The sequence below is a fragment of the bacterium Scap17 genome (assembly GCA_013376735.1).
Taxonomy (GTDB): Bacteria; Pseudomonadota; Gammaproteobacteria; order Pseudomonadales; family Halomonadaceae; genus Cobetia.
Window position 1 is genome coordinate 1,288,162 of record VINJ01000001.1, and the last position, 19,465, is coordinate 1,307,626.

Below are 19,465 nucleotides of genomic sequence, written 5' to 3' on the forward strand. Positions count from 1 at the left end.
GCTCGCCGAGCGCGCGCAAGTATCCAGCAAAAGCCTCGTAGCGTCATCTTCGGTAGACGATATGGCTCGTGAGGCGCGTGTACCTTGCCCGTCAGGACCGGCTCGGCCACTATCCTTCCCATGGAGGGTGGTAAGTGAACCAGAGCGCACGTACCCCCAGGAGAAAGGCGGCATGGAGGCACGGTAGTGCTTAACGAATTAGCGCTGATGGAGGCGCAGCAGGACGTTCATGAACGGATCGCGAAGCAGGTGCCGCTCGAGGAGACTTTGGATGCCATTGCCCGCTGGATCGAGATCCTGTTGCCAGATGGCATCGTGGCCTTCATGCGCTTCGATTCCCGCCGTCAGACCCTGAGCCTCATCCCCAGCCAGCGCTTCTCCAGGGCCTACGAAGAGTGCCTTCAAGCGGTGCCCATCGGGCCCGATGCGGCTTCCTTCGGCAGCGCGGCCTTCTGCCGCGAGCCAGTGGTCACCGAGGACATTCGCAACGACCCGCGCTGGACGCCGTTTCGCGATGCTGCCGATCGAGAAGGGCTAAGAGCCTGCTGGTCCAATCCTGTGCTGACCGCCGAAGGTGAGTTGCTGGGCACCTTCGGCATCTACTTCCGCGAGCCAAAGCAGCCTACCGATACTGGTCGTCGGCGCATGAAGCAGGCCGCGGCGCTGGTGGCACTGGCGATCCTGCGTGACCGCGATGCCTCCAGCCACCGAGCCCTCTCCGAATGGCACCGCTCGTTGTTCGTGAACCACCCCGACGGGGTCTACGAGTTCGACCTGGAGGGTCACTTCCAGCGGGGTAATGCCGCGCTGACACGGATCACGGGGTATCCCGAAGACGCCTTGATTGGCCGGCACTTCAACGAGTTCATTGAGCCTGAGTATCGCGAGCTGACCCTGGCCGGGTTCGATATTGCCCGACAGGGCGGGTCGCACCAGTACGAAACCATGGGCACCCACCGCGATGGGCACCCCTATCGGCTGGAGATCCTCAACTTCCCGGTCTCGGTGGATGGCGAGGTGGTGGGGGTATACGGCGTCTGCCGTGACATCACCGCCCGCAAGCAGGAGGAAGAGGATCGCCTTCTACTGGAGCGAGGCATCCAGGCCACCCCCAACGGCGTGGTCATGGCCGACGCGACCCAGCCCGACATGCCCCTGGTGTATGCCAACGAGGCCTTCTATCGCCTCACTGGATACACGCCTCTGGAGGTGCTGGGCCGCAACTGCCGCTTCCTGCAGGGGCCAGACACTGACCCCGAGGCGCTTGCTGTCATTCGCCGGGCGATCATCGAGCGACAGTCCACCGAGACTACCCTGCGCAACTATCACAAGGACGGCACGCCCTTCTGGAACCACCTCTCGCTGAGCCCGGTGTTCTATGCCGACGGTGCCTGCACGCACTACATCGGCATCCAGCAGGACATCACCCGGCAGCGCGAACAGGAAGCGCAGATCGCCCACCAGGCAACCCATGACCTGCTCACCGGCCTGCCCAACCGCACCGCCTTCGATGAACACCTTCAGGCGGCCTTCGAGCGGGTTCAGGAGGATCAGGGGCTGCTGGTGGTGATGCATCTCGACCTGGACGGCTTCAAGGCTGTCAACGACGGCCTGGGCTATCACATCGGCAACCAGTTGTTGGTGGCGGTCAGCGAGCGTCTGCGTCAGGTGGTGGACGGTGACGCGAGCCTGGCTCGTATGACCGGCGACGAGTTTGCTTTGCTACTGCCTGGCCTCGACAGCCGCCAGGCCGGGGTCGAGATGGCCGAGGACGTGCTGAGTGCTCTGGCGCAGCCGTTCTTGATCGAGGACCGTGCCCTGCACATCAGTGCCAGCATCGGCATCGCCTGCAACTGTGAGAGCGTGGCGTATGCCTATGAGCTGATGCAGCGTGCCGATCTGGCGGTCGGCGATGCCAAGCAGCAGGGGCGTAATACCTGGTACTGGTATCAGGGCGACCAACATCGCGGTACCGAAGAGGCGGTGCTGTTGCGACACGATCTGCACACGGCACTGCGCCAAGATCAATTCGAGCTCTACTATCAGCCGATCGTGGAGGCGGTGAACGGACGTATCCGCGGCATGGAGGCCCTGATCCGTTGGCACCACCCCGAGCGTGGGATGATCTCGCCTGGGGTGTTCATCCCGCTGGCCGAGCAGACCGGCCAGATCATTCCCCTGGGGCGCTGGATCCTACGACGTGCCTGCCAGGACGCCGCGGCGATGCGTGCCGCAGGCGGGCTCGGGGGGCCGGTTGCCGTGAACATCTCCTCACTGCAGTTTCGCCGTGACGGCTTCCTGGCCGACGTGAAGGCGGCTTTGGACGATGCCGACTTGCCGCCCGAGCTACTGGAACTGGAGGTCACCGAGAGTGTGCTGCTTGACGGCGCCGAGCAGGCCATCACGCTGATCAACGAGCTCAAGGCGCTGGGGATCCGGGTCGCGCTGGACGACTTCGGTACCGGCTTCTCCAGCCTCAGCTACCTGCGCGACCTGCCGATCCACAAGGTCAAGCTCGATAGGGCCTTCATCCAGGACATTGCCACCAGCCGCAGCAACGCCGCCATCGTGCAAGGCATCATCACCATGGCCCATCACCTGGACCTGACGGTGGTGGCCGAAGGCATCGAGGAGCGGGAGCAGCAGCAGGACCTGATCCGCCGCAACTGCGACTTGCTGCAGGGGTTCTACTTCGCCAGGCCGATGCCGCGGGAGGCCATCATAGAGCTTACCGGGCAGCTTCCGGTACCTGTGGGGCTATGAGGTAGGTCGCGGGGCCTCTTCAGCAGTGTCCTATGGCCCTCTCTCTGGCCATCATGTAAAGAAAACCAAGGTTTTCTTGTGGTGGAATGCAACCATTCAGATGGGGGAAAGGTTTAATCCAACTATAATAGCCCCCGAGGGTTAGTCCGCTTTTGGCCGATAGCGGACCTCTTTATTCTATCATATATACAATAGTAAATGCCCCAGCCTGTTAGAAACCTCCTAGTCCTAAAGTATATGATTCTTCGATCGGCTCCCTCCGTCCCTCTCTCTGATCCTCTGCCTCTCTGGCTCTCCCTCTCGCCATTCATCATTCATTTCTTAACAGGCGCATGGTCTATGTGCTGTTTGACCTAGCATATGGCTGCGCCTATATTGTCATTTCCATGGTGTGTTTGAGTTGAACGTGATGAAGAATGATAATGAAGTTGGGTTCATTTGCTATTTCGGCGACTTGTCATCTGAAGAGGTTGAGGTAATAAATGACTATTGGTTGGTGACGGATGATGGCGGTGTAAACGGTGGCTTTGCCTACTCAGTTTCTAGAGTTTCAGAGAGGCATGGTCTGCGTGAGGGAGATATTAGAGTTATAATTAAAAAAGGTTCTGGGTTTTGTGCGCCAGGAGGTGTGGGGCTATGTGGTTCTTGTGGGGATGTGGTTTTGTTGTCAAGCAGGATGAAGTATAAAGAGGCTCTCAAGGGGAAGAGGGGGACCTGTAAAAATTGTTTGCAAGAGCAGAGAGAGAAGTTTGACGAGGAATGTGAGAAGAAGCTTGTTGAGTACTTGGAGTCATCTTTGTCAGTAGAGGGCTATGAGTATTCAGATCTTAAGTATCTGGATAAAGTGTTTCTTCTGGCAATTCTCACTATGAATTATGATGGCGATGGACCTTTGAAGCTCGGGGCTGGTGGGTTTGGCTGGTCTGGCTTTAAGAGTATAGATGCTGAAGCTCTCAACTCTTTGGTTGCTAGGAAGGCCGTCAGGCGCGTCGAGCCAATGGGAGACGAGGCTGTAACGGCATATGCTCGCTTAAGAGGCGGGAGTGCCGAAAAGAAATCTTTGCTCTCCAATGCAGGGCTCAGGGGTATTCCTCAGCCAGGTTTCTATATTAACTTGCCTGATGGTTTATATGATATCAGTGACTTTATGCAGGCAGTAAACGGTGATGTGGTCGAAGGATGTGTAACAATTGATGATATTGAAGATATTAGGCGTCTAGTAAATGATGTTCGGGTTGAGAAGCTTTATGCTGTTGTTGGGTATCTGGGGATGAGCTATAGGTTGAAAATAAATCATAACATCAAACTGGATGCTGTTCTTAGACATATTGCTGTTACATATCCGCTGGATAAAGCTTACTATACTATGATCAGGATGGTGAAAGATGTAATTGAATATATGCATGTAGAGTATGTCAATAGCTTTGCTGCTGAGCATTTGTTCACCAGGTTTCTTGAGAGCTACCTGTCTAAAGTTAAAACCAGAGGTTGGGAGCTAAAAATTGCCAGATCCTTGCCTCAAGAAGTTACGAGTTCAAACTTGGAGGCTATGGTTACTGCCATATTTCTAGAGGGGGCTTTGAGCTGGGATGAGCTGTCGGCAACAGAGGTCGCAGAGCGGTGGGTATCGAAGCTGCACGTTGCGGAGGCGCATGGGTAAATAGTACCTCTAATTAGTATTGATACTATTTTTTAATCATTAAAAAACAAAGGCTTGAAGTTTATAGTATGTCATTTGAGGTTCTTTCTGGCAATCCGCATTCTCGCTGCGATCCCCCATGGCGGCAGCCTCGCCCGTCTTGCGCGAAAGCTCCGGGCGCCTCACGCGCCTCAGATGGTCGGCCAGCCCCTTCATCTTCGCGTGGCCCTGCGGGGTAATCACGTTGCTCTTCTTTTCTTGGCGCGGGTCCGTCTTGGGGTCGCGCCAGCGTGTCATGTTGCGACCTTGCATGGTCTGCTCCGCTGGTTCTGTGGGTAAGGCTCAAGGCGTCGTGTGCGATGTTCGCTAGCGTTGAGACCTGCGACCAAGGGTGATTGGCGGCCGATTCAAACGTTCGTTACAGTCAGTGTGTGCTCGCCGGAGCGCCTGCGCGTCACCCATGCCGAATCTGCCAACAATAACGAAAATCAGGGAGCTGTCCATGCCCATGCTGCCATCTTCACACCCGTCTTGCCGTGTCATATCCCGTTGCTGTCGCGTATTGCTCTCCGGGGGCATGGCGCTGGGCATCACGCTGGCCGGCATGACCGGAGTCCATGCTGCCCCTGGCGATGATGACGTCTTCCCGCTCTCCAAGCGCTGGGCGCAGATCAATTATCAGGTCTCCGGTGATGCTCAGGAAAAGGGCATGGAAGCCCTGGGCAAGGAGGTACGCGCGCTGGCGGATCAGTATCCGGACAATGCCCATGTGCTGACCTGGGAAGGCATTATCCTGGCCTCATGGGCCAAGGCGCGCGGTGGTCTGGGAGCACTGGATCTGGCCAAGGAAGCCAAGGCCACGCTCGAGAAGGCGATCTCGCTCGATCCCAAGGGCGACAATGCCTCTGCCTATGTGACGCTTGGCGCGCTCTATGACAAGGCGCCCGGCTGGCCAGTGGGCTTCGGGGATGATGAGAAGGCGGGAGAAGTGCTGCGCAAGGGGCTTGAGGTCAACCCGACGGGCATGGATACCAATTATTATTACGCCGATTATCTGGCCTCCGAAGGCCGTGATGAGGAAGCGCTCAAGCATGCGCGTCTCGCTCAGGACGGGCCGCCACGACCCAATCGTGAGCTGGCCGATCAGGAATTGCAGAAAGAGATCGCCGCACTGATCAAGCGCCTGCAGTGAGTCTCCGTCGTCCGTATCGCTTGCTTGGCTGTTGGAGGTGGAGACTGGCTGGAGCGACATCAGTGAGCCCTGCAAGTGAACGGCAGCGCTGGGCCAGGCGCTGTTCTAACAGCCTCGGAGGAATCCCCGATTTCCTGAATGACTGAGTCCTTGAGCCCCACGGCCCGAGCGGAGATTCCGCTCGGGCCGTGTCGTTTATCGCTCTGTGGATGAGAAGTCGTCCAGGTGCCTTCAGATAGCGCCTTGAATGGCGCTGATGACTGACTCGGTACGACGCGCCAAGCAAGTTTGCAGGTGACGGGCTGGCCAGTCTCGCGGCAGGACAGGATAATGCCTGCTCAGCCAAGGAGGATGCATGAGCGAGCAACAAGAGCACGTGGCCGGACAGCAGGTCTTCTCGCAGAACGATGTCGAGCGGGTCGAGACCAGAGTGTTGCAGGACGGCTTCTTTCGCCTCGAGCAGCGCGAATTCCGCCACCAGCGTTTCAACGGTGGCTGGAGCGATGTGATCCATCGCGAGGTGCATGTCCGTCACGATGCGGTAGGCGTATTGCCCTATGACCCGGTCAACGACCGCGTGGTCTTCGTCGAACAGATTCGTGCCGGCATGCTGGAAGACGCACGCACGCCCTGGAGTCTGGAGCCGATTGCAGGGCTGGTGGACAAGGACGAACAGGCCCATGAGGTCGCGCGCCGTGAGGCGGTCGAGGAGGCGGGGTGCGAGCTGACCGACCTGATCGAACTCTACCGCTACTACCCGAGCCCCGGCGCCTGTACCGAGGAGGTCACGCTGTTCATCGCTCTGTGTGACAGCAGTGGGCTGGGCGGCGTGCATGGTCTGGCCGAGGAGAATGAAGATATCCGTGTGCATGTGCTCGACTTCCAGGCGGCCCTCACGCTGCTGGAACAAGGGCGGTTGGGCAACGCGATGGCCATCATGGCCATGCAATGGCTGCTGCGTGAGCGTGCCTCGTTGCGCGTCATGCATGCCTGAGGCAGTGAAGGCGAAGCTTGGCAATCCCTCGTGTCTCACGCAGGCTTCCTCAACCTGCGCGTCAGAGCTGCTATTCTAGAGGCTTGCTGAAAACCGGCAGCCAGCAACGATCACTGTCTGCGCCAGTGTCCGTATCGGTCTCGGTTTTCGTCTCAGCTTCAGTCTTGAGAGCTGGACTCGATAGCCGAGAGCTGATCGCCGACAGCCTGAGTGCTGGCACAGCGCTTGATTTATCGCACGTCGCCCGCATCTTGCCACGCACGATAGCGGGCGTGCTTTGACAGACAACATGCCAATGTTCTGAGATTCGCAAGGAGATCGCCCATGCAGGTCAAGAAAGCCTATGTGGCTGACCTAAAAGCACTCCATGCCGAGTGCGGGTCCAATTATCTGCGCCTCACGCGCATCCTCGGCAAGGCCGAGGCCGGTGACAGCTTCGCCTTCCCGCTGGCGGGCAATCAGGGCCACTTCGGCACGCTGCTGCTCGAGGTGGTCGAATGCGCGCCCTATACCACCATGGTCACGGTCGCCCAGACCGGCGTGCTGGACCACATCATCGATTCGCCGCGCATGAGCGTGCATCTGTACCACGACGTGCGCATGGCGGAGGTCACCGACTTTCAGCGCCAGCGTCACTTCTCAGGGCGCAATCGTTACCCGAATCCGCGCATGCACCAGCCGGATGAAAAGCTTCAGCTCAATCGCTTTCTCGGCGAATGGCTGACCCATGCCCGCGCCTTCGGGCAGGCGGATGTGCCGGAGTTGCCGTGACGTTTGGGGCTGGCGTGGCGCACAGGCGCTGACACCCGGTGGATTACCCGTCTTGATTGACAGAACCGCGATGGCCCGGCCTCGCGGTTCTGTTCATTTCCCTGCTGCTCGAGAGACCGATGCGACTGATTCAGATAAGTGATTGCCATCTACGCGCCGACCCTGATGCGCGTTCACGGCTGGGCTTCCCCTGGCGTCAGCTGGAGGCGGTGATGGCGCATGCCTCGCGCCTGCGGCCCGATATCCTGCTGGTGACCGGGGATGTCAGCCAGGACGAGAGCCCTGCCTCCTATCGCATGGCGGCAGAGCTGTTCGATGGCCTGGGCTGCCCTTGGTTCTGGCTCGCGGGCAACCACGATCATCCTGAATTCATGCAGGAGCTGCGTCCCTTCCATCACGAGCTGGATCTGGGCGACTGGCGACTGCTGTGTCTGGATTCGCGCGTCACCGGGCAGGCGGGAGGAGAGCTTGGCGAGGAGCAGTTGAGCGAGCTTGCACAGTCACTGGCGCTGTCCGTCGAGCTGGACCCGCGTCCGGTCCTGCTGGCCATGCATCATCATCCGCTGCCGATCGGCTCGGACTGGATGGATGCGCTGGGCCTTGCCGACCGCGATGCGCTGTGGGAAACGCTGCGCCCATACCCGCAGGTGCGGGCCGTGCTGTGTGGGCATATCCATCAGGCCTTCACGCAACTCATGCCGTGTGGGCAGGGCAGTGTGGCCGTCTATGGCGTTCCCTCCACCTCCGATCAGTTCGCTCCGCTGAGCCATGATTTCGCCGTGGATGAGGCGGCGCGCCCCGGCCTGCGCGTGGTGGATCTCGATGGCGAGCATCTCGAGACCTGGGTGGAGCGGGTCACGCTCTAGCCAGGCTCGCAAGTAAGGGCGGGCAAGCTCGCCCCATGCGCTGCCACAGCCATAGCGTCAGCGTGAATGCCCTGGGCGCCAGCATGAATGGCCCGGTGTCATCAGTGTGGCGCAAGACCCACAGGTGTCAGGTATGTCATTTCGGTCTTAAAAGATAGTTTCTGATTCTTTGACGTTATCAAGGCAGGGCGAGTACCGTGTAACCATTCGGCGTGCTTCCTCGGGGCATCCATCTGTCGCTGACAGAGCGCGCCACTGACTTCACGGGCCGCCTCTCGGGGCGTGTCCCAACGCTCATGAGGTTGCCGCACGCGATGCTTACCCCCGAACGTCAGACCCACCTCAAGCAGCTTGAGGCCGAATCCATTCACATCATCCGTGAAGTGGCAGCGGAATTTGCCAATCCGGTCATGCTGTACTCCATCGGCAAGGATTCCGCCGTCATGCTGCACTTGGCGCGCAAGGCCTTTGCGCCGGGCGTCCCGCCGTTCCCGCTGATGCATGTCAATACCACCTGGAAATTCCAGGAAATGATCAAGTTCCGCGATGAGATGGCGGCGGAAGTCGGCATGGAACTGATCGAGCACATCAATCAGGAAGGCGTCGAGGCGGGCATCAACCCGTTCGACCACGGCAGCGCCAAGTACACCGACATCATGAAGACCCAGTCGCTGAAGCAGGCACTCGACAAGCACGGCTTCGATGCCGCCTTCGGTGGCGCACGTCGTGACGAGGAAGCCTCGCGGGCCAAGGAGCGCGTCTACTCCTTCCGCGATCAGTACCACCGCTGGGACCCCAAGAATCAGCGTCCGGAGCTGTGGAACATCTACAACTCCAAGATCAACAAGGGCGAGTCCATCCGCGTCTTCCCGCTCTCCAACTGGACCGAGCTGGACATCTGGCAGTACATCTATCTTGAGTCCATCAAGATCGTGCCGCTGTACTACTCCGCAGTGCGTCCGGTGGTGAGACGTGACGGCCTCGACATCATGGTCGATGACGACCGTCTGCCGCTCAAGGAAGGCGAAGTGCCGGAAATGAAGTCCGTGCGTTTCCGTACCCTGGGCTGCTACCCGCTGACTGGCGCCGTGGAATCCACCGCCGCGACCCTGCCGGAAATCATCCAGGAAATGCTGCTGACGCGTACCAGTGAGCGCTCCGGGCGTGCCATCGATCACGACCAGGCAGGCTCGATGGAGAAGAAGAAGCGCGAAGGGTATTTCTAAGGTCGCCCTAGCATTTTGCCTGCAGGCGCCGTTACACGGCGCTTGATGACCCGAACGAACAATTAGCATGATGAGTCGGCTCGCAGCCTCACGAGATACTGGCTCGCGACACTGGCTCGCGACACTGGCTCGCCACCTCATCAGGCCCATGACAGCGGCAAGGAGAAGAGTGTGTCCCACGCGTCAGACAAGATTTCCGCGGATATCGAAGCCTACCTGCAAGAACACGAGCGCAAGGACCTGCTGCGCTTCATCACCTGCGGTAGCGTTGATGACGGCAAGTCGACCCTGATCGGTCGTCTGCTGTTCGATTCCAAGCTGATCTATGAAGATCAGCTGGCCTCCATCACCCAGGCCTCCAAGACCAGCGGCACCACCGGTGACGAGGTCGATCTGGCCCTGCTGGTCGATGGCCTGCAGTCCGAGCGTGAGCAGGGCATCACCATCGATGTCGCCTATCGCTTCTTCTCGACCGACAAGCGCAAGTTCATCATCGCCGACACGCCGGGGCACGAGCAGTACACCCGCAACATGGCCACCGGCGCCTCGTCGGCAAGTCTGGCGATCATCCTGATCGACGCGCGCTACGGCGTGCAGACCCAGACCCGTCGTCACAGCTTCATCGCCGACCTGCTGGGCATCCAGCACCTGGTGATCGCGGTCAACAAGATGGACCTGGTCGATTACTCCGAGACCCGCTTCAACGAGATCGTCGCCGAGTATCAGGAGTTCGCCAACAAGCTGAATGCACCGGACATCCGCTTCGTGCCGATGTCCGCTCTCAAGGGCGACAACGTCGTCAATCGCAGTCCGTCACTGGACTGGTACACCGTCGATGGCGTAGGGGGCCCGTCACTGCTCGAGGTGCTGGAAACCGTCGAACTGACCCACGACCAAAATCTCAGCGATCTCCGCTTCCCGGTACAGTACGTCAATCGTCCCAACCTCGATTTCCGTGGCTACTGCGGCACCCTGGCGGCCGGTGTCGTGCGTCCGGGCGACAGCGTCAAGGTGCTGCCGTCCGGCAAGACCTCGACCATCGAGCGCATCGTCACCTTCGATGGTGATCTCGAGATCGCCTATCCGGGGCAGGCCATCACCTTGACGCTTGATGATGAGATCGATATCTCGCGTGGCGACTGGCTGGTGGCGGCGGATGCCGAACTGCCACTTTCCAATGCGCTGGAAGCGGATATCGTCTGGATGCACGAGAAGCCGCTGCAGCCGGGCCGTCAGTACGATATCAAGCTGGCGACCCGCGACCTGACTGGCCAGGTCAGCGCCATCGACTATCTCTACGACGTCAACACGCTGGAGCATCACGAGGGCGACAGCCTGGCGCTGAACGCCATTGGCCGAGTCCAGCTCGAGTTGACCCAGGCGGTGCCGGTGGATGACTACCGCTCAAGCCCGGGTACCGGCAGCTTCATCGTGATCGATCGTCTGAGTAACGTGACCGTCGGCGCGGGCATGATTCGCGGCGTGGGTCGCTCCGGCACCCAGGCCACGACCCGGCAGACCGACTGGGCCGCGTTTGAAGCCGACCTCAACGCGCTGGTGCGCAAGCACTTCCCGCACTGGGAAGCCCGTGACGTGCGCGAGTTGCTCGGCCGCACCAACTGATTCCATCCTGTCGCGAAAGCAGCATGGAAGTCAGCGAGATACCAACAACAACGCTGGACACGCAATAACAACACGGCCTGCTGGAATGAAGCCGGAGAACGCAAAAGCCCCCATGGCCGCAAGGCGATGGGGGCTTTTTTGCATGGCGCGGCTCACCTCTGGCGCATCAGGCGACAGCCGTGTCGATGGCGAGCGGGGCGGAGGGGCCGAAGTGCTCGTGGTGACACTGGCTGAGCGGGACGCCGATACGGCTGAGGTGCTGGATCATGCTCTGCATGAAACCATGCGGGCCGATCACGAAGGCCTGCAACGACTCGGCGCTGGCACCGGTCGTGGCGATCTGCCGCGCCAGCCAGTCGCGCTCGATGATGCCCAGCTGCGCATGGGACGGCAGCGTCTCGGCCTGTTCGTAGCAGACTTGATAATGCAGCTGCTCGGGATATTGCACGACGAGCGTTTGCAGTGTGGCGTCGAAGGCATGCACCTCGGGATTGCGTGCCGCATGCAGGTAGATCACCTGGCGGCCCGCCGCCAGCGCCGCCGTCAGCAGCGGCAGCATCGGTGTCTGGCCGACACCGGCTGACAGCAATAGCACCGGGGCATCGGCGCTCTGCGGGGCAGCATGTTCGAAGGTCAGCTCGCCGGCCGGCGGCAGCAGCTCGATCTCGTCACCTGCCTTCAGCGCATGCAGGTACTGGCTGGACTGGCCGTAGGCCTCGCGCTTGACCGAGATGCGGCAGAAGCGCTCGTCCGGCGCATGGGACAGGCTGTAATGACGATGGATCACGCCCTGCGGTATCGTCAGGCGCATGCCGATGTACTGGCCCGGCAGGAAGGAGAACATCGGGCCTTCCACCGGCACCAGGTACAGCGAGCGAATCTCGCGGCTCTCGTCCTGTGTACGCACGATGCGAAAACGGCGCAGCCCCTGCCAGCCGCCGCGGGTAGCGGCGAAGCTGTCGTAGCGGCCCTGCTCGGCGGCGATCAGCACAGCGGCCAGTTCCCCGTAGAGGGCGCCCCAGGCATCGGCGATCTCTGGCGTGACGGTATCCCCCAGCACCTCACCGATGGCAGCCATCAGGCACTCGCCGACGATAGGGTAGTGCTCCGGCAGGATGTTGAGCGAGACATGCTTGCTGACCACGGGCGCCAGCAGGCGGTCCACCGCCTCACGTGAGTGGCGCGCGCCGACATAGGCGAGTACGGCGCCGGCCAGCGCACGGGCCTGGCCGCCGCTGGCCTGGTGGGTCTGGTTGAACAGCGGCTTCACCTCGGGATAGCGCTCGAACATCAGCGGATAGAAGCGCGCCGTGATGGCATTGAGATGCTCGGCGACGACGGGAGCGGTGGCGGCGATCAGGTCTTCCTGGGCGTTGGTCAGCATGACGATACCTCTGATTGATGTCCCTCCCTCTATGGCAAGGGGCGTGCCAACTCTCCAGGGCAGTCGTCATGCGCTCTGTAGGTCCATGATGTCAAAATGACATGGTCATGTGGCGTGTCTTAATGACATCGAACGTGTCATGATGACATCAATCTTGAGCCCTCTCACACCCGATCCCCGCAAGGAGGACCGCATGCCCGATGCCCACTTGCCCCTGAACGATACGCCGGTCGCGGCCGTGAATGCCTGGCTTGCCGCCTGGTTGTCCCGCGAGGAGGGCGGCGAGCGGCGAGCGCTGCCATGGACGCGTCTGCTGGCCGCGATCATGCAGCAGCTGCCCGGTGAGGCGGCGACCCTGATGCGCTACCTGCCCGAGCGTGACGAGCTGTTGCCACTGGCCACCTACGGCCTGCCTGCCGAGGTGCGCGGGCGACGCTTCGCGCTGGCGGAGCACCCGCGGCTTAAGGCGATCGCCGAGCACACGGGAGTGCATCGTTTCGCGCTGGACAGCGACCTGCCAGACCCCTTCGATGGCCTGCTGGGGGACGTGCATGGGCCGGATCTGCTGGTGCATGACTGTGCCGGTATCGCGCTGCGCGAGGGCGACACCCTGCTGGGAGTGATGACCTTCGACGCGCTGACGCCGGGGGTGCTCGCCCCGCTGGAATCGCTGTGTGCCTCTGCGAGCACGGACGAGCTGGCACTTCCCCTTCAGGAGTTGCAGGCCTGGTTGTCACTCTCCGCACATTGTCTGTCGCTGTCCCTGCGACAGGAGTGGGCCGCGGACGGCAGGTCAGCGCTTTCGGCACCGATGGTGGTCTCACCGACAGGCATGGCGTCACAGAGCGCCATGGCCTGTCCGCAGCGGGGGCCGGCGATGGCCAGGCTCGAGGCGCAGCTGGAGGCGGTCGCCGATACCGAGATGACGGTGCTGGTGCAGGGCGAGACCGGTGTGGGCAAGGAGGGCGTGGTCCAGCGCCTACACGACGCATCCCGGCGGGCTGCGCGGCCGCTGGTACGCATCAACTGCGCCGCCTTGTCGCCGGACCTGGTCGAAAGCGCGCTGTTCGGTCATCGGCGTGGCGCCTTCTCGGGCGCGACCCATGATCACCGTGGCCACTTCGTGATGGCGGATGGTGGCACCCTGCTGCTGGATGAGATCGGCGAGCTGCCGCTGGCGCTGCAGCCCAAGCTGCTGCGGGTACTGCAGGAAGGCGAGCTGCAGCCGCTGGGCAGCGATCGCGTGGTCAAGGTCGATGTGCGCGTCATCGCGGCCACCAATCGCGATCTCGAGGCGGAGGTCGCCGCCGGGCATTTCCGTGAAGACCTCTATCACCGTCTGAGCGTCTATCCGCTCAGGGTGCCGCCGCTGCGCGAGCGCGGACGTGCAGACCTGCTGGCGTTGGCCGGCACCTTTCTGGAACACAACCGCACGCGCCTCGGACTGGGCAATCTGCGCCTGACGCCGGCGGCGGAGCGCCTGCTGTGCGACTACCCCTGGCCCGGCAACGTGCGTGAGCTGGAGCACTGCCTGAGTCGCGCGGCCCTGCATGCCCGGCTCGCGCATGGTGCCCACCTGACTCGCCTGCGCGCCGATGGGCGCCAGCTGGTGGTGATCACGCCGGAACTGCTGGGACTGGAGGTCAACGCCGAGGTGTCACTTGAACGGGCCGCCAGCGTAGCGCAGGAGATTCAGGGCGCGCAGATGGGGAGGGTGGATCAGGCGGGAAGAGCGAGTCATGCGGCGGAAGCGAGTCAGACCCCAGGAGCAAGCTCTGCACAGCGCGCCTGCCGACACGCCAGCGACGAGACGCTGGGGCTGCGCGATGCCACCGAGGCGTTTCAGCGCGAGCACATCTCGCGGGTCTGGCAGGCCAGTGATCGCAACTGGGCGGAGGCGGCGCGCAGGCTCAAGGTCGATCGCGGCAACCTGTACCGGCAGGCGCAGCGTCTGGGAATTGTCTGAGGCGCGAGGCAGTGTCTGGGGCGAGATGAAGTGTCTGATATGAGAAAAGAAGACGGCGATGCTCATGGAGCATCGCCGTTCTTGTATTTCTGCTGCTGTCGGCTCTGGTGCGACGAGACGTCCGTGTCTCGCACGCCAATTCAGGCGCGAGTGGCGATCAGCACCGCACGCCGAGGCGCCGGGTGGCCTTCGCGGGTCAGGCTCGGGTCAGTGGGATCGAGGAAGTCGCTCAGCGAGTGGTAGGTCATCCAGTCGGTGGCACGCTGCTCGTCCAGGGTGGTCACGGCTTCATCGACGATGCGCACGTCCTTGAAGCCGGCGCGCTCACACCAGTGGGCCAGCGCCTGCGAGGAGGGCAGGAAATAGACATTGGGCATCGCGGCGTAGCGCTCGCCGGGCATCAGCACCGTCGTCACGTCACCTTCCACCACCAGGGTTTCCAGCACCAGCTCGCCGCCGGGACGCAGGGTGTCACGCAGCTGGAAGAGGTGGTCCATCGGCGAGGGGCGATGATAGAGCACGCCCATCGAGAACACGGTATCGAAGGCACCCATCTTCGCCGGCACATCCTCGATGCCTACCGGCAGGAAGTGCAGGTTGCGGCCCTGGGGGTGGTCCGCGCCAATGAAGTGGCGTACGGCATGGAACTGGCAGTAGAAGCGCGGCGAAGGGTCGATCACCAGCGTGAAGGCCGCGCCTGCACCGACCATGCGCCAGCCGTGGTAGCCATTGCCGCCGCCGACATCCAGCACGCGGCGATGGGTGAGATTCGACAGGTGCGGCGCGAGACGCTGCCACTTCCAGTCGGAGCGCCATTCGGTGTCGATATGGATTTCGTCGAGCTGATAGGGGCCCTTGCGCCACGGCATCATCGCACGCAGCAGGTTCTCGCTCTGGCGCAGCTGGCCGCTAGTCAAGCCAGTCGGAAAGCGTGCACCGACCCGATCGGCTTCCAGCTGTACTTCGCGTGCGTCGGGCAGGGCGGGCAGCTTTTCCAGCGCCCCATGCCAAGCCTTCAGGTCAGCATGGCGCTTGCGGTCCAGGCCATTGGCCAGCTGTTCAGGCAGGGCGCCCAGCCAGCGGGCGAAGCCATCGCCGACGGCGCCTGGCTCACAGGCCAGCGCGGTGAAGGCGCGGTAAAGGTCGCGGTCATACGGGGAAATGCTCATGCGCTGGGTCGGGTCCGTGCAGGCGTAGCGGTCATTCGGCGGCTTTGAAGGCGACCATCGAGGCGAAATTCAGGTATTGCAGCCAGGTATGGCTGCGCTGGAAGCCGGCGCGCGCCAGGCGCTCGTGATGCGTGTTCAGGCTGTCGGGCTTCATGACGTCCTCGAGGGCCTCGCGTTTCTGGGAGATTTCCAGATCGGAGTAGCCGTTGGCGCGCTTGAAGTCATGATAGCGTTCGATCAGCCAGGCATTCTCGACCGGATCATCGCTGATGATCTTCTCGGAGAGGATCAGCACGCCGCCGGGTTCCAGCGCCGCGAACAGCTTGTCGATCACGGCGTCGCGGTCTTCCGGCGGCAGGAACTGCAGCGTCAGATTGACCACGATCATGCCGGCCGGCTGATAGTCGAGGGTGCGAATGTCGGCTTCGGTGACGTTGATGCGGTGGTCGGGGAAGGCCTCGGCGAGTTCGCGGCTGGCGCGCTCGACCATCGGTCTGGACAGGTCGACGGCTTCGATCTCGATATCCTCGGCGGCCATCTCGCGGGCCAGCGCCATGCTGGCAGCACCCAGTGAGCAGCCCAGATCATAGACCCGAGCGCCGGGGCGCAGGTGGGCGCGGGCCATCAGGCCCAGCATGGCGATGATCTGACCGTACCCCGGCACCGAGCGGCGCAGCATGTCCGGAAAGCAGCTGACGACCTGCTCGTCGAAGGAGAAGCTGGCGACACGGTCAAGGGGTGTCGTAAATATCGCGTCACGGTAAGATGCATCACTCATGGATCAAGGCTTCATCGGGCAGTGGGCCAGGGCGACATGCCTGTGGCCGAGGACCGGCCGGGCAGAGCGCCCCGTCGGGCCCGCCATTCTACGCATTCGGCGCCCGTGACGCACCCGTCACGGCTGGCGGGTGATGCCTCCATCAATCGATTTCAGGCCGGGCCATGCAGGGCCGGTCATTACACTTCAAGGAGAGAGGTGGCCATGTCCACTCAATCAGCGGCACGTTCTGCGCGTCGTAATACCCAGGCCTGGCAGGCTCTCGCGCGCCATCATCAAGAGCAGATGGCCGATGTGCATCTGAAGGACCTGTTCGCCGAGGATGCGGCGCAAGGGCGTGACCGAGTGGCGACCTTCACGCGCTCTGCCGCGGGGCTGCGTCTGGATCTCTCCAAGCAGCGCCTCAAGGGCGAGACCCTGGAGCTGCTGCTGGAGCTGGCGCGCGAAACCGGCGTCGAGCAGGGCATCAAGCGCCTGCTGGCCGGTGAACATGTCAATCGCTCCGAAGACCGTCCGGCGCTGCACGCCGCGCTGCGTCTGCCGCGCTCCGCCAGCCTCCTGGTGGATGGCGAGGATATCGTGCCGGCCATCCACGAGAGCCTCGAGCACCTGGCCGAGATGGTCGATACCTTCCACAGCGGGCAGTGGCGTGGCGCCACCGGCAAGCCGATCACCGATGTGGTCAACCTCGGAGTCGGTGGCTCGGACCTCGGCCCATTGATGGTCTCCAGCGCCCTGAGCGATTGCCGCCCCAAGGACATCCACGAGATCGGCGTGCACTTCGCCTCGACCATGGATGGCTCCCAGCTGGCGGACTATCTGGAATCCTTCAGCCCGGAAACCACGCTGTTCATCCTGTCCTCCAAGTCATTCTCGACCATCGACACGCTATCCAATGCCCGCACCGCGCGCGACTGGCTGAAATCACGTCTCGACCCGGAAGGACGCCTGGAAGCGCTGATCAACCGTCAGCACTTCATCGGCGCTTCCGCCAAGCCGGAGAAGATGACCGAGTGGGGCATCGCACCGGAACATCAGCTGCTGTTCTGGGATTGGGTCGGCGGCCGCTATTCGCTGTGGGGCACCATCGGTCTGCCCATCGCGCTCAACGTCGGCATGGACAACTTCCGTCGTCTGCTGGCCGGGGCGCATGAGCTGGATGAGCACTTCCGCACCGCGCCGCTGGAAGACAATCTGCCGGTGCTGCTGGCGCTGGCCGGGATCTGGAACAACAACTTCCTCGATATCCGCGCCCACTCCATCCTGCCCTACGACGGTCGTCTGGAGTACTTCGCCAGCTACCTCGAGCAGCTGGAGATGGAATCCAACGGCAAGTCAGTGACCAACGATGGCGAGATGATCGACTACTCGACCTGTCCGGTGCTGTGGGGCCAGCTGGGGCCGAATGCTCAGCACGCCTTCTATCAGCTGCTGCACCAGGGCACCCAGGCGGTCGAGTGTGACTTCATCGCACCGATGTGCCGTTATGACCATGTCGAGGACGCCGAGACACGCGCCCACCTCAAGGCACAGCACCGCCTGACGCTGGCCAACTGCTTTGCCCAGTCACGTGTACTGATGCTGGGCGATGACGCCATCCCCGGTGATGAGGCGCAGCCGAACCACAAGCGCTACCGTGGCAATCAGCCGTCGACCACGCTGCTGCTGGAAGCGCTGACACCGGAAACGCTGGGTGCGTTGATTGCGCTCTACGAGCAGAAGGTCTTCGTGCAGGCCACCATCTGGGACATCAATCCGTTCGATCAGTGGGGCGTGGAGCTGGGCAAGCAGATCGCCACCGCCACCGAAGCGACCATGACCACCGGCGAAGGCTTCGAGACGCTGGATGCCTCCAGCCGCGCGCTGATCGAAGCGGTGTGGGCCGCACAGGACCAGGACCCGCGCTGAACCCGCGGCGGAGGTGAGTGAGGGGGGGGAGCGAGTGAGAGAGTGTGTGAGGGCATGCTGCCATGCCGTGCAAGACGAGCGGCGGCGCCAGTCGTCGCCCTCTGTTGATTTATACAGTATTCTCGCTATCCTATAAGCGAATCAATCGTTTACACTAGACAGCACGACGCGGACCGTCGAAAACCCTGCTTCCAGCGTATGAACGCTCGAGAGATGCCCAGCCATCTTGAAGCGTGGGAGGGGCGGTGTCGCGGTCTGGCGTGCTGTTGGGAGTGCTGATGGCCAATTCCCTCTTTCCGTCAGATACGGCAGCGATGCACACCACCGCGCCCGTCAAGGGGCTGCTGTACCTGCACGGCTTCAATTCGGCCAGTTGTTCGCCCAAGGCGCGCTTGATGCAGCGCGCGGCAGAGCAGTTCGGCCTGCCGTGCGTGATGCCGGATATCCCCCCGGCGCCCGATGCGGGTCAGGCGGCGGTCAACGCAGCCTATCTCACGCTGTGTGAGCGCCTTGCGCTGGACCCCGCAGACCCCGCCTGTGATGACGCCATCATGGTGATCGGCAGTTCCATGGGCGGCTTTCTGGCCACCTGGCTGGTCGCGCGTGAGGCCGCACGTCTCGAGGGGCCGGCAGGCCCTTCCCAGAGCGTCTGGCGTCAGGGGCCACGCAGTGTGCTGATCAATCCGGCCGTGCGTCCCGCGCGACTGGTCAGCGAATGGCTCGGCTCGGTGCATGCCAATCCCTATACCGGCGTGACGTTCACCGTCACCGAGGATTTCGGCCCCGGGCTGCTTGCATTGGAAGCGGAGCCTGTCACGGCGCAGCGCACCCTGGTGCTGTTGGCGACGGCCGATGAGACATTGGATGTCAATGATGCCGCAGGGCTCTATCAGGGAAGCCGCTTGATCATCACGCCGGGTGGCGATCACGGCTTTGCGCAGCTGGCGGAATATCTGCCGGCGATCATGGCGCATGGCGGACACCGGCTGGCCCCCGCCACCGCAGCGGCGATGCATGTCGCGCCGGACTAGCAGGTCACGTGTGTGGTGCTTTGTGCCAGGCCTGCCGCCACCCGCCACGACCTGGCTGGATACGGCATATCCTGGCATGACATGGATCGCCACGATACGGATTGGCACGACATGGCAGGGCGTTCGATGCTGAACGCCAGGCGCCGGTCTCTCAT

15 protein-coding genes are annotated in these 19,465 nt (G+C 62.1%); 11 read left to right on the forward strand and 4 right to left on the reverse strand.

All coding sequences use genetic code 11. The features are described from left to right. Positions 1-207 precede the first annotated feature (207 nt). Positions 208-2,763, forward strand: coding sequence for an EAL domain-containing protein (locus FLM52_05625; protein ID NVN55272.1), 2,556 nt, complete (start codon positions 208-210; stop codon positions 2,761-2,763). 406 nt (positions 2,764-3,169) lie between these two features. Then, positions 3,170-4,423, forward strand: coding sequence for a hypothetical protein (locus FLM52_05630; protein NVN55273.1), 1,254 nt, complete (start codon positions 3,170-3,172; stop codon positions 4,421-4,423). Positions 4,424-4,462: 39 nt separating this feature from the next. Here FLM52_05630 and FLM52_05635 read toward each other — a convergent pair whose 3' ends face one another. Further along, positions 4,463-4,714, reverse strand: a complete 252-nt coding sequence (locus tag FLM52_05635; GenBank protein NVN55274.1) for a hypothetical protein — start codon at positions 4,712-4,714, stop codon at positions 4,463-4,465. Positions 4,715-4,910: 196 nt separating this feature from the next. On the opposite strand from FLM52_05635, the gene FLM52_05640 reads away from it, so the two are divergent. From FLM52_05640 to cysN, 6 genes are all read left to right on the forward strand, one after another. Beyond that, positions 4,911-5,594, forward strand: a complete 684-nt coding sequence (locus FLM52_05640) for a hypothetical protein (protein ID NVN55275.1) — start codon at positions 4,911-4,913, stop codon at positions 5,592-5,594. Between the two features lie 355 nt (positions 5,595-5,949). Further along, positions 5,950-6,588, forward strand: a complete 639-nt coding sequence (locus FLM52_05645; GenBank protein ID NVN55276.1) for an NUDIX domain-containing protein — start codon at positions 5,950-5,952, stop codon at positions 6,586-6,588. A gap of 324 nt (positions 6,589-6,912) precedes the next feature. Beyond that, positions 6,913-7,359 (forward strand): DUF1249 domain-containing protein, encoded by a 447-nt coding sequence (locus FLM52_05650; GenBank protein NVN55277.1) that lies wholly within the window; start codon positions 6,913-6,915, stop codon positions 7,357-7,359. A 119-nt stretch (positions 7,360-7,478) separates the two neighbouring features. Then, a complete protein-coding gene (locus FLM52_05655; protein ID NVN55278.1) occupies positions 7,479-8,225 on the forward strand; it encodes a phosphodiesterase in 747 nt (248 codons plus the stop codon). Positions 8,226-8,539: 314 nt separating this feature from the next. Beyond that, the gene (cysD, locus tag FLM52_05660) at positions 8,540-9,451 is read left to right on the forward strand and encodes a sulfate adenylyltransferase subunit CysD (protein ID NVN55279.1); all 912 of its coding nucleotides are present in this window, start codon (positions 8,540-8,542) and stop codon (positions 9,449-9,451) included. A gap of 171 nt (positions 9,452-9,622) precedes the next feature. Continuing rightward, on the forward strand, positions 9,623-11,074 hold the full coding sequence (cysN, locus tag FLM52_05665) for a sulfate adenylyltransferase subunit CysN (protein NVN55280.1): 1,452 nt from the start codon (positions 9,623-9,625) through the stop codon (positions 11,072-11,074). 166 nt (positions 11,075-11,240) lie between these two features. Here cysN and FLM52_05670 read toward each other — a convergent pair whose 3' ends face one another. Then, the gene (locus FLM52_05670) at positions 11,241-12,458 is read right to left on the reverse strand and encodes a nitric oxide dioxygenase (protein ID NVN55281.1); all 1,218 of its coding nucleotides are present in this window, start codon (positions 12,456-12,458) and stop codon (positions 11,241-11,243) included. A gap of 193 nt (positions 12,459-12,651) precedes the next feature. On the opposite strand from FLM52_05670, the gene norR reads away from it, so the two are divergent. After that, positions 12,652-14,424 carry a nitric oxide reductase transcriptional regulator NorR gene (gene norR / locus FLM52_05675; GenBank protein NVN55282.1) on the forward strand — a complete coding sequence of 591 codons (1,773 nt, stop codon included), beginning with the start codon at positions 12,652-12,654 and terminating at the stop codon, positions 14,422-14,424. Between the two features lie 140 nt (positions 14,425-14,564). On the opposite strand, the gene cmoB is transcribed toward norR, so the two are convergent. Together cmoB and cmoA are read right to left on the reverse strand one after the other, a co-directional pair. Further along, entirely contained in the window at positions 14,565-15,593 is a 1,029-nt protein-coding gene (cmoB, locus tag FLM52_05680; protein NVN55283.1) for a tRNA 5-methoxyuridine(34)/uridine 5-oxyacetic acid(34) synthase CmoB, read from the reverse strand. A gap of 31 nt (positions 15,594-15,624) precedes the next feature. Next, on the reverse strand, positions 15,625-16,371 hold the full coding sequence (gene cmoA / locus FLM52_05685) for a carboxy-S-adenosyl-L-methionine synthase CmoA (protein NVN55284.1): 747 nt from the start codon (positions 16,369-16,371) through the stop codon (positions 15,625-15,627). Positions 16,372-16,575: 204 nt separating this feature from the next. Here cmoA and FLM52_05690 point away from each other — a divergent pair, with 204 nt between their 5' ends. Both FLM52_05690 and FLM52_05695 read left to right on the forward strand, forming a co-directional pair. Next, positions 16,576-18,279, forward strand: a complete 1,704-nt coding sequence (locus FLM52_05690) for a glucose-6-phosphate isomerase (protein NVN55285.1) — start codon at positions 16,576-16,578, stop codon at positions 18,277-18,279. A gap of 314 nt (positions 18,280-18,593) precedes the next feature. Further along, positions 18,594-19,310, forward strand: coding sequence for an alpha/beta fold hydrolase (locus tag FLM52_05695; GenBank protein ID NVN55286.1), 717 nt, complete (start codon positions 18,594-18,596; stop codon positions 19,308-19,310). Positions 19,311-19,465: the final 155 nt, after the last annotated feature.

Coding starts and splice junctions, on each gene's coding strand:
- FLM52_05625 (NVN55272.1), top strand. CDS start 208: ATGGAGGCGCAGCAGGACGTTCATGAACGGATCGCGAAGCAGGTGCCG.
- FLM52_05635 (NVN55274.1), bottom strand. CDS start 4,714: ATGCAAGGTCGCAACATGACACGCTGGCGCGACCCCAAGACGGACCCG.
- FLM52_05640 (NVN55275.1), top strand. CDS start 4,911: ATGCTGCCATCTTCACACCCGTCTTGCCGTGTCATATCCCGTTGCTGT.
- FLM52_05645 (NVN55276.1), top strand. CDS start 5,950: ATGAGCGAGCAACAAGAGCACGTGGCCGGACAGCAGGTCTTCTCGCAG.
- FLM52_05650 (NVN55277.1), top strand. CDS start 6,913: ATGCAGGTCAAGAAAGCCTATGTGGCTGACCTAAAAGCACTCCATGCC.
- FLM52_05655 (NVN55278.1), top strand. CDS start 7,479: ATGCGACTGATTCAGATAAGTGATTGCCATCTACGCGCCGACCCTGAT.
- cysD (NVN55279.1), top strand. CDS start 8,540: ATGCTTACCCCCGAACGTCAGACCCACCTCAAGCAGCTTGAGGCCGAA.
- FLM52_05670 (NVN55281.1), bottom strand. CDS start 12,458: ATGCTGACCAACGCCCAGGAAGACCTGATCGCCGCCACCGCTCCCGTC.
- norR (NVN55282.1), top strand. CDS start 12,652: ATGCCCGATGCCCACTTGCCCCTGAACGATACGCCGGTCGCGGCCGTG.
- cmoB (NVN55283.1), bottom strand. CDS start 15,593: ATGAGCATTTCCCCGTATGACCGCGACCTTTACCGCGCCTTCACCGCG.
- cmoA (NVN55284.1), bottom strand. CDS start 16,371: ATGAGTGATGCATCTTACCGTGACGCGATATTTACGACACCCCTTGAC.
- FLM52_05690 (NVN55285.1), top strand. CDS start 16,576: ATGTCCACTCAATCAGCGGCACGTTCTGCGCGTCGTAATACCCAGGCC.
- FLM52_05695 (NVN55286.1), top strand. CDS start 18,594: ATGCACACCACCGCGCCCGTCAAGGGGCTGCTGTACCTGCACGGCTTC.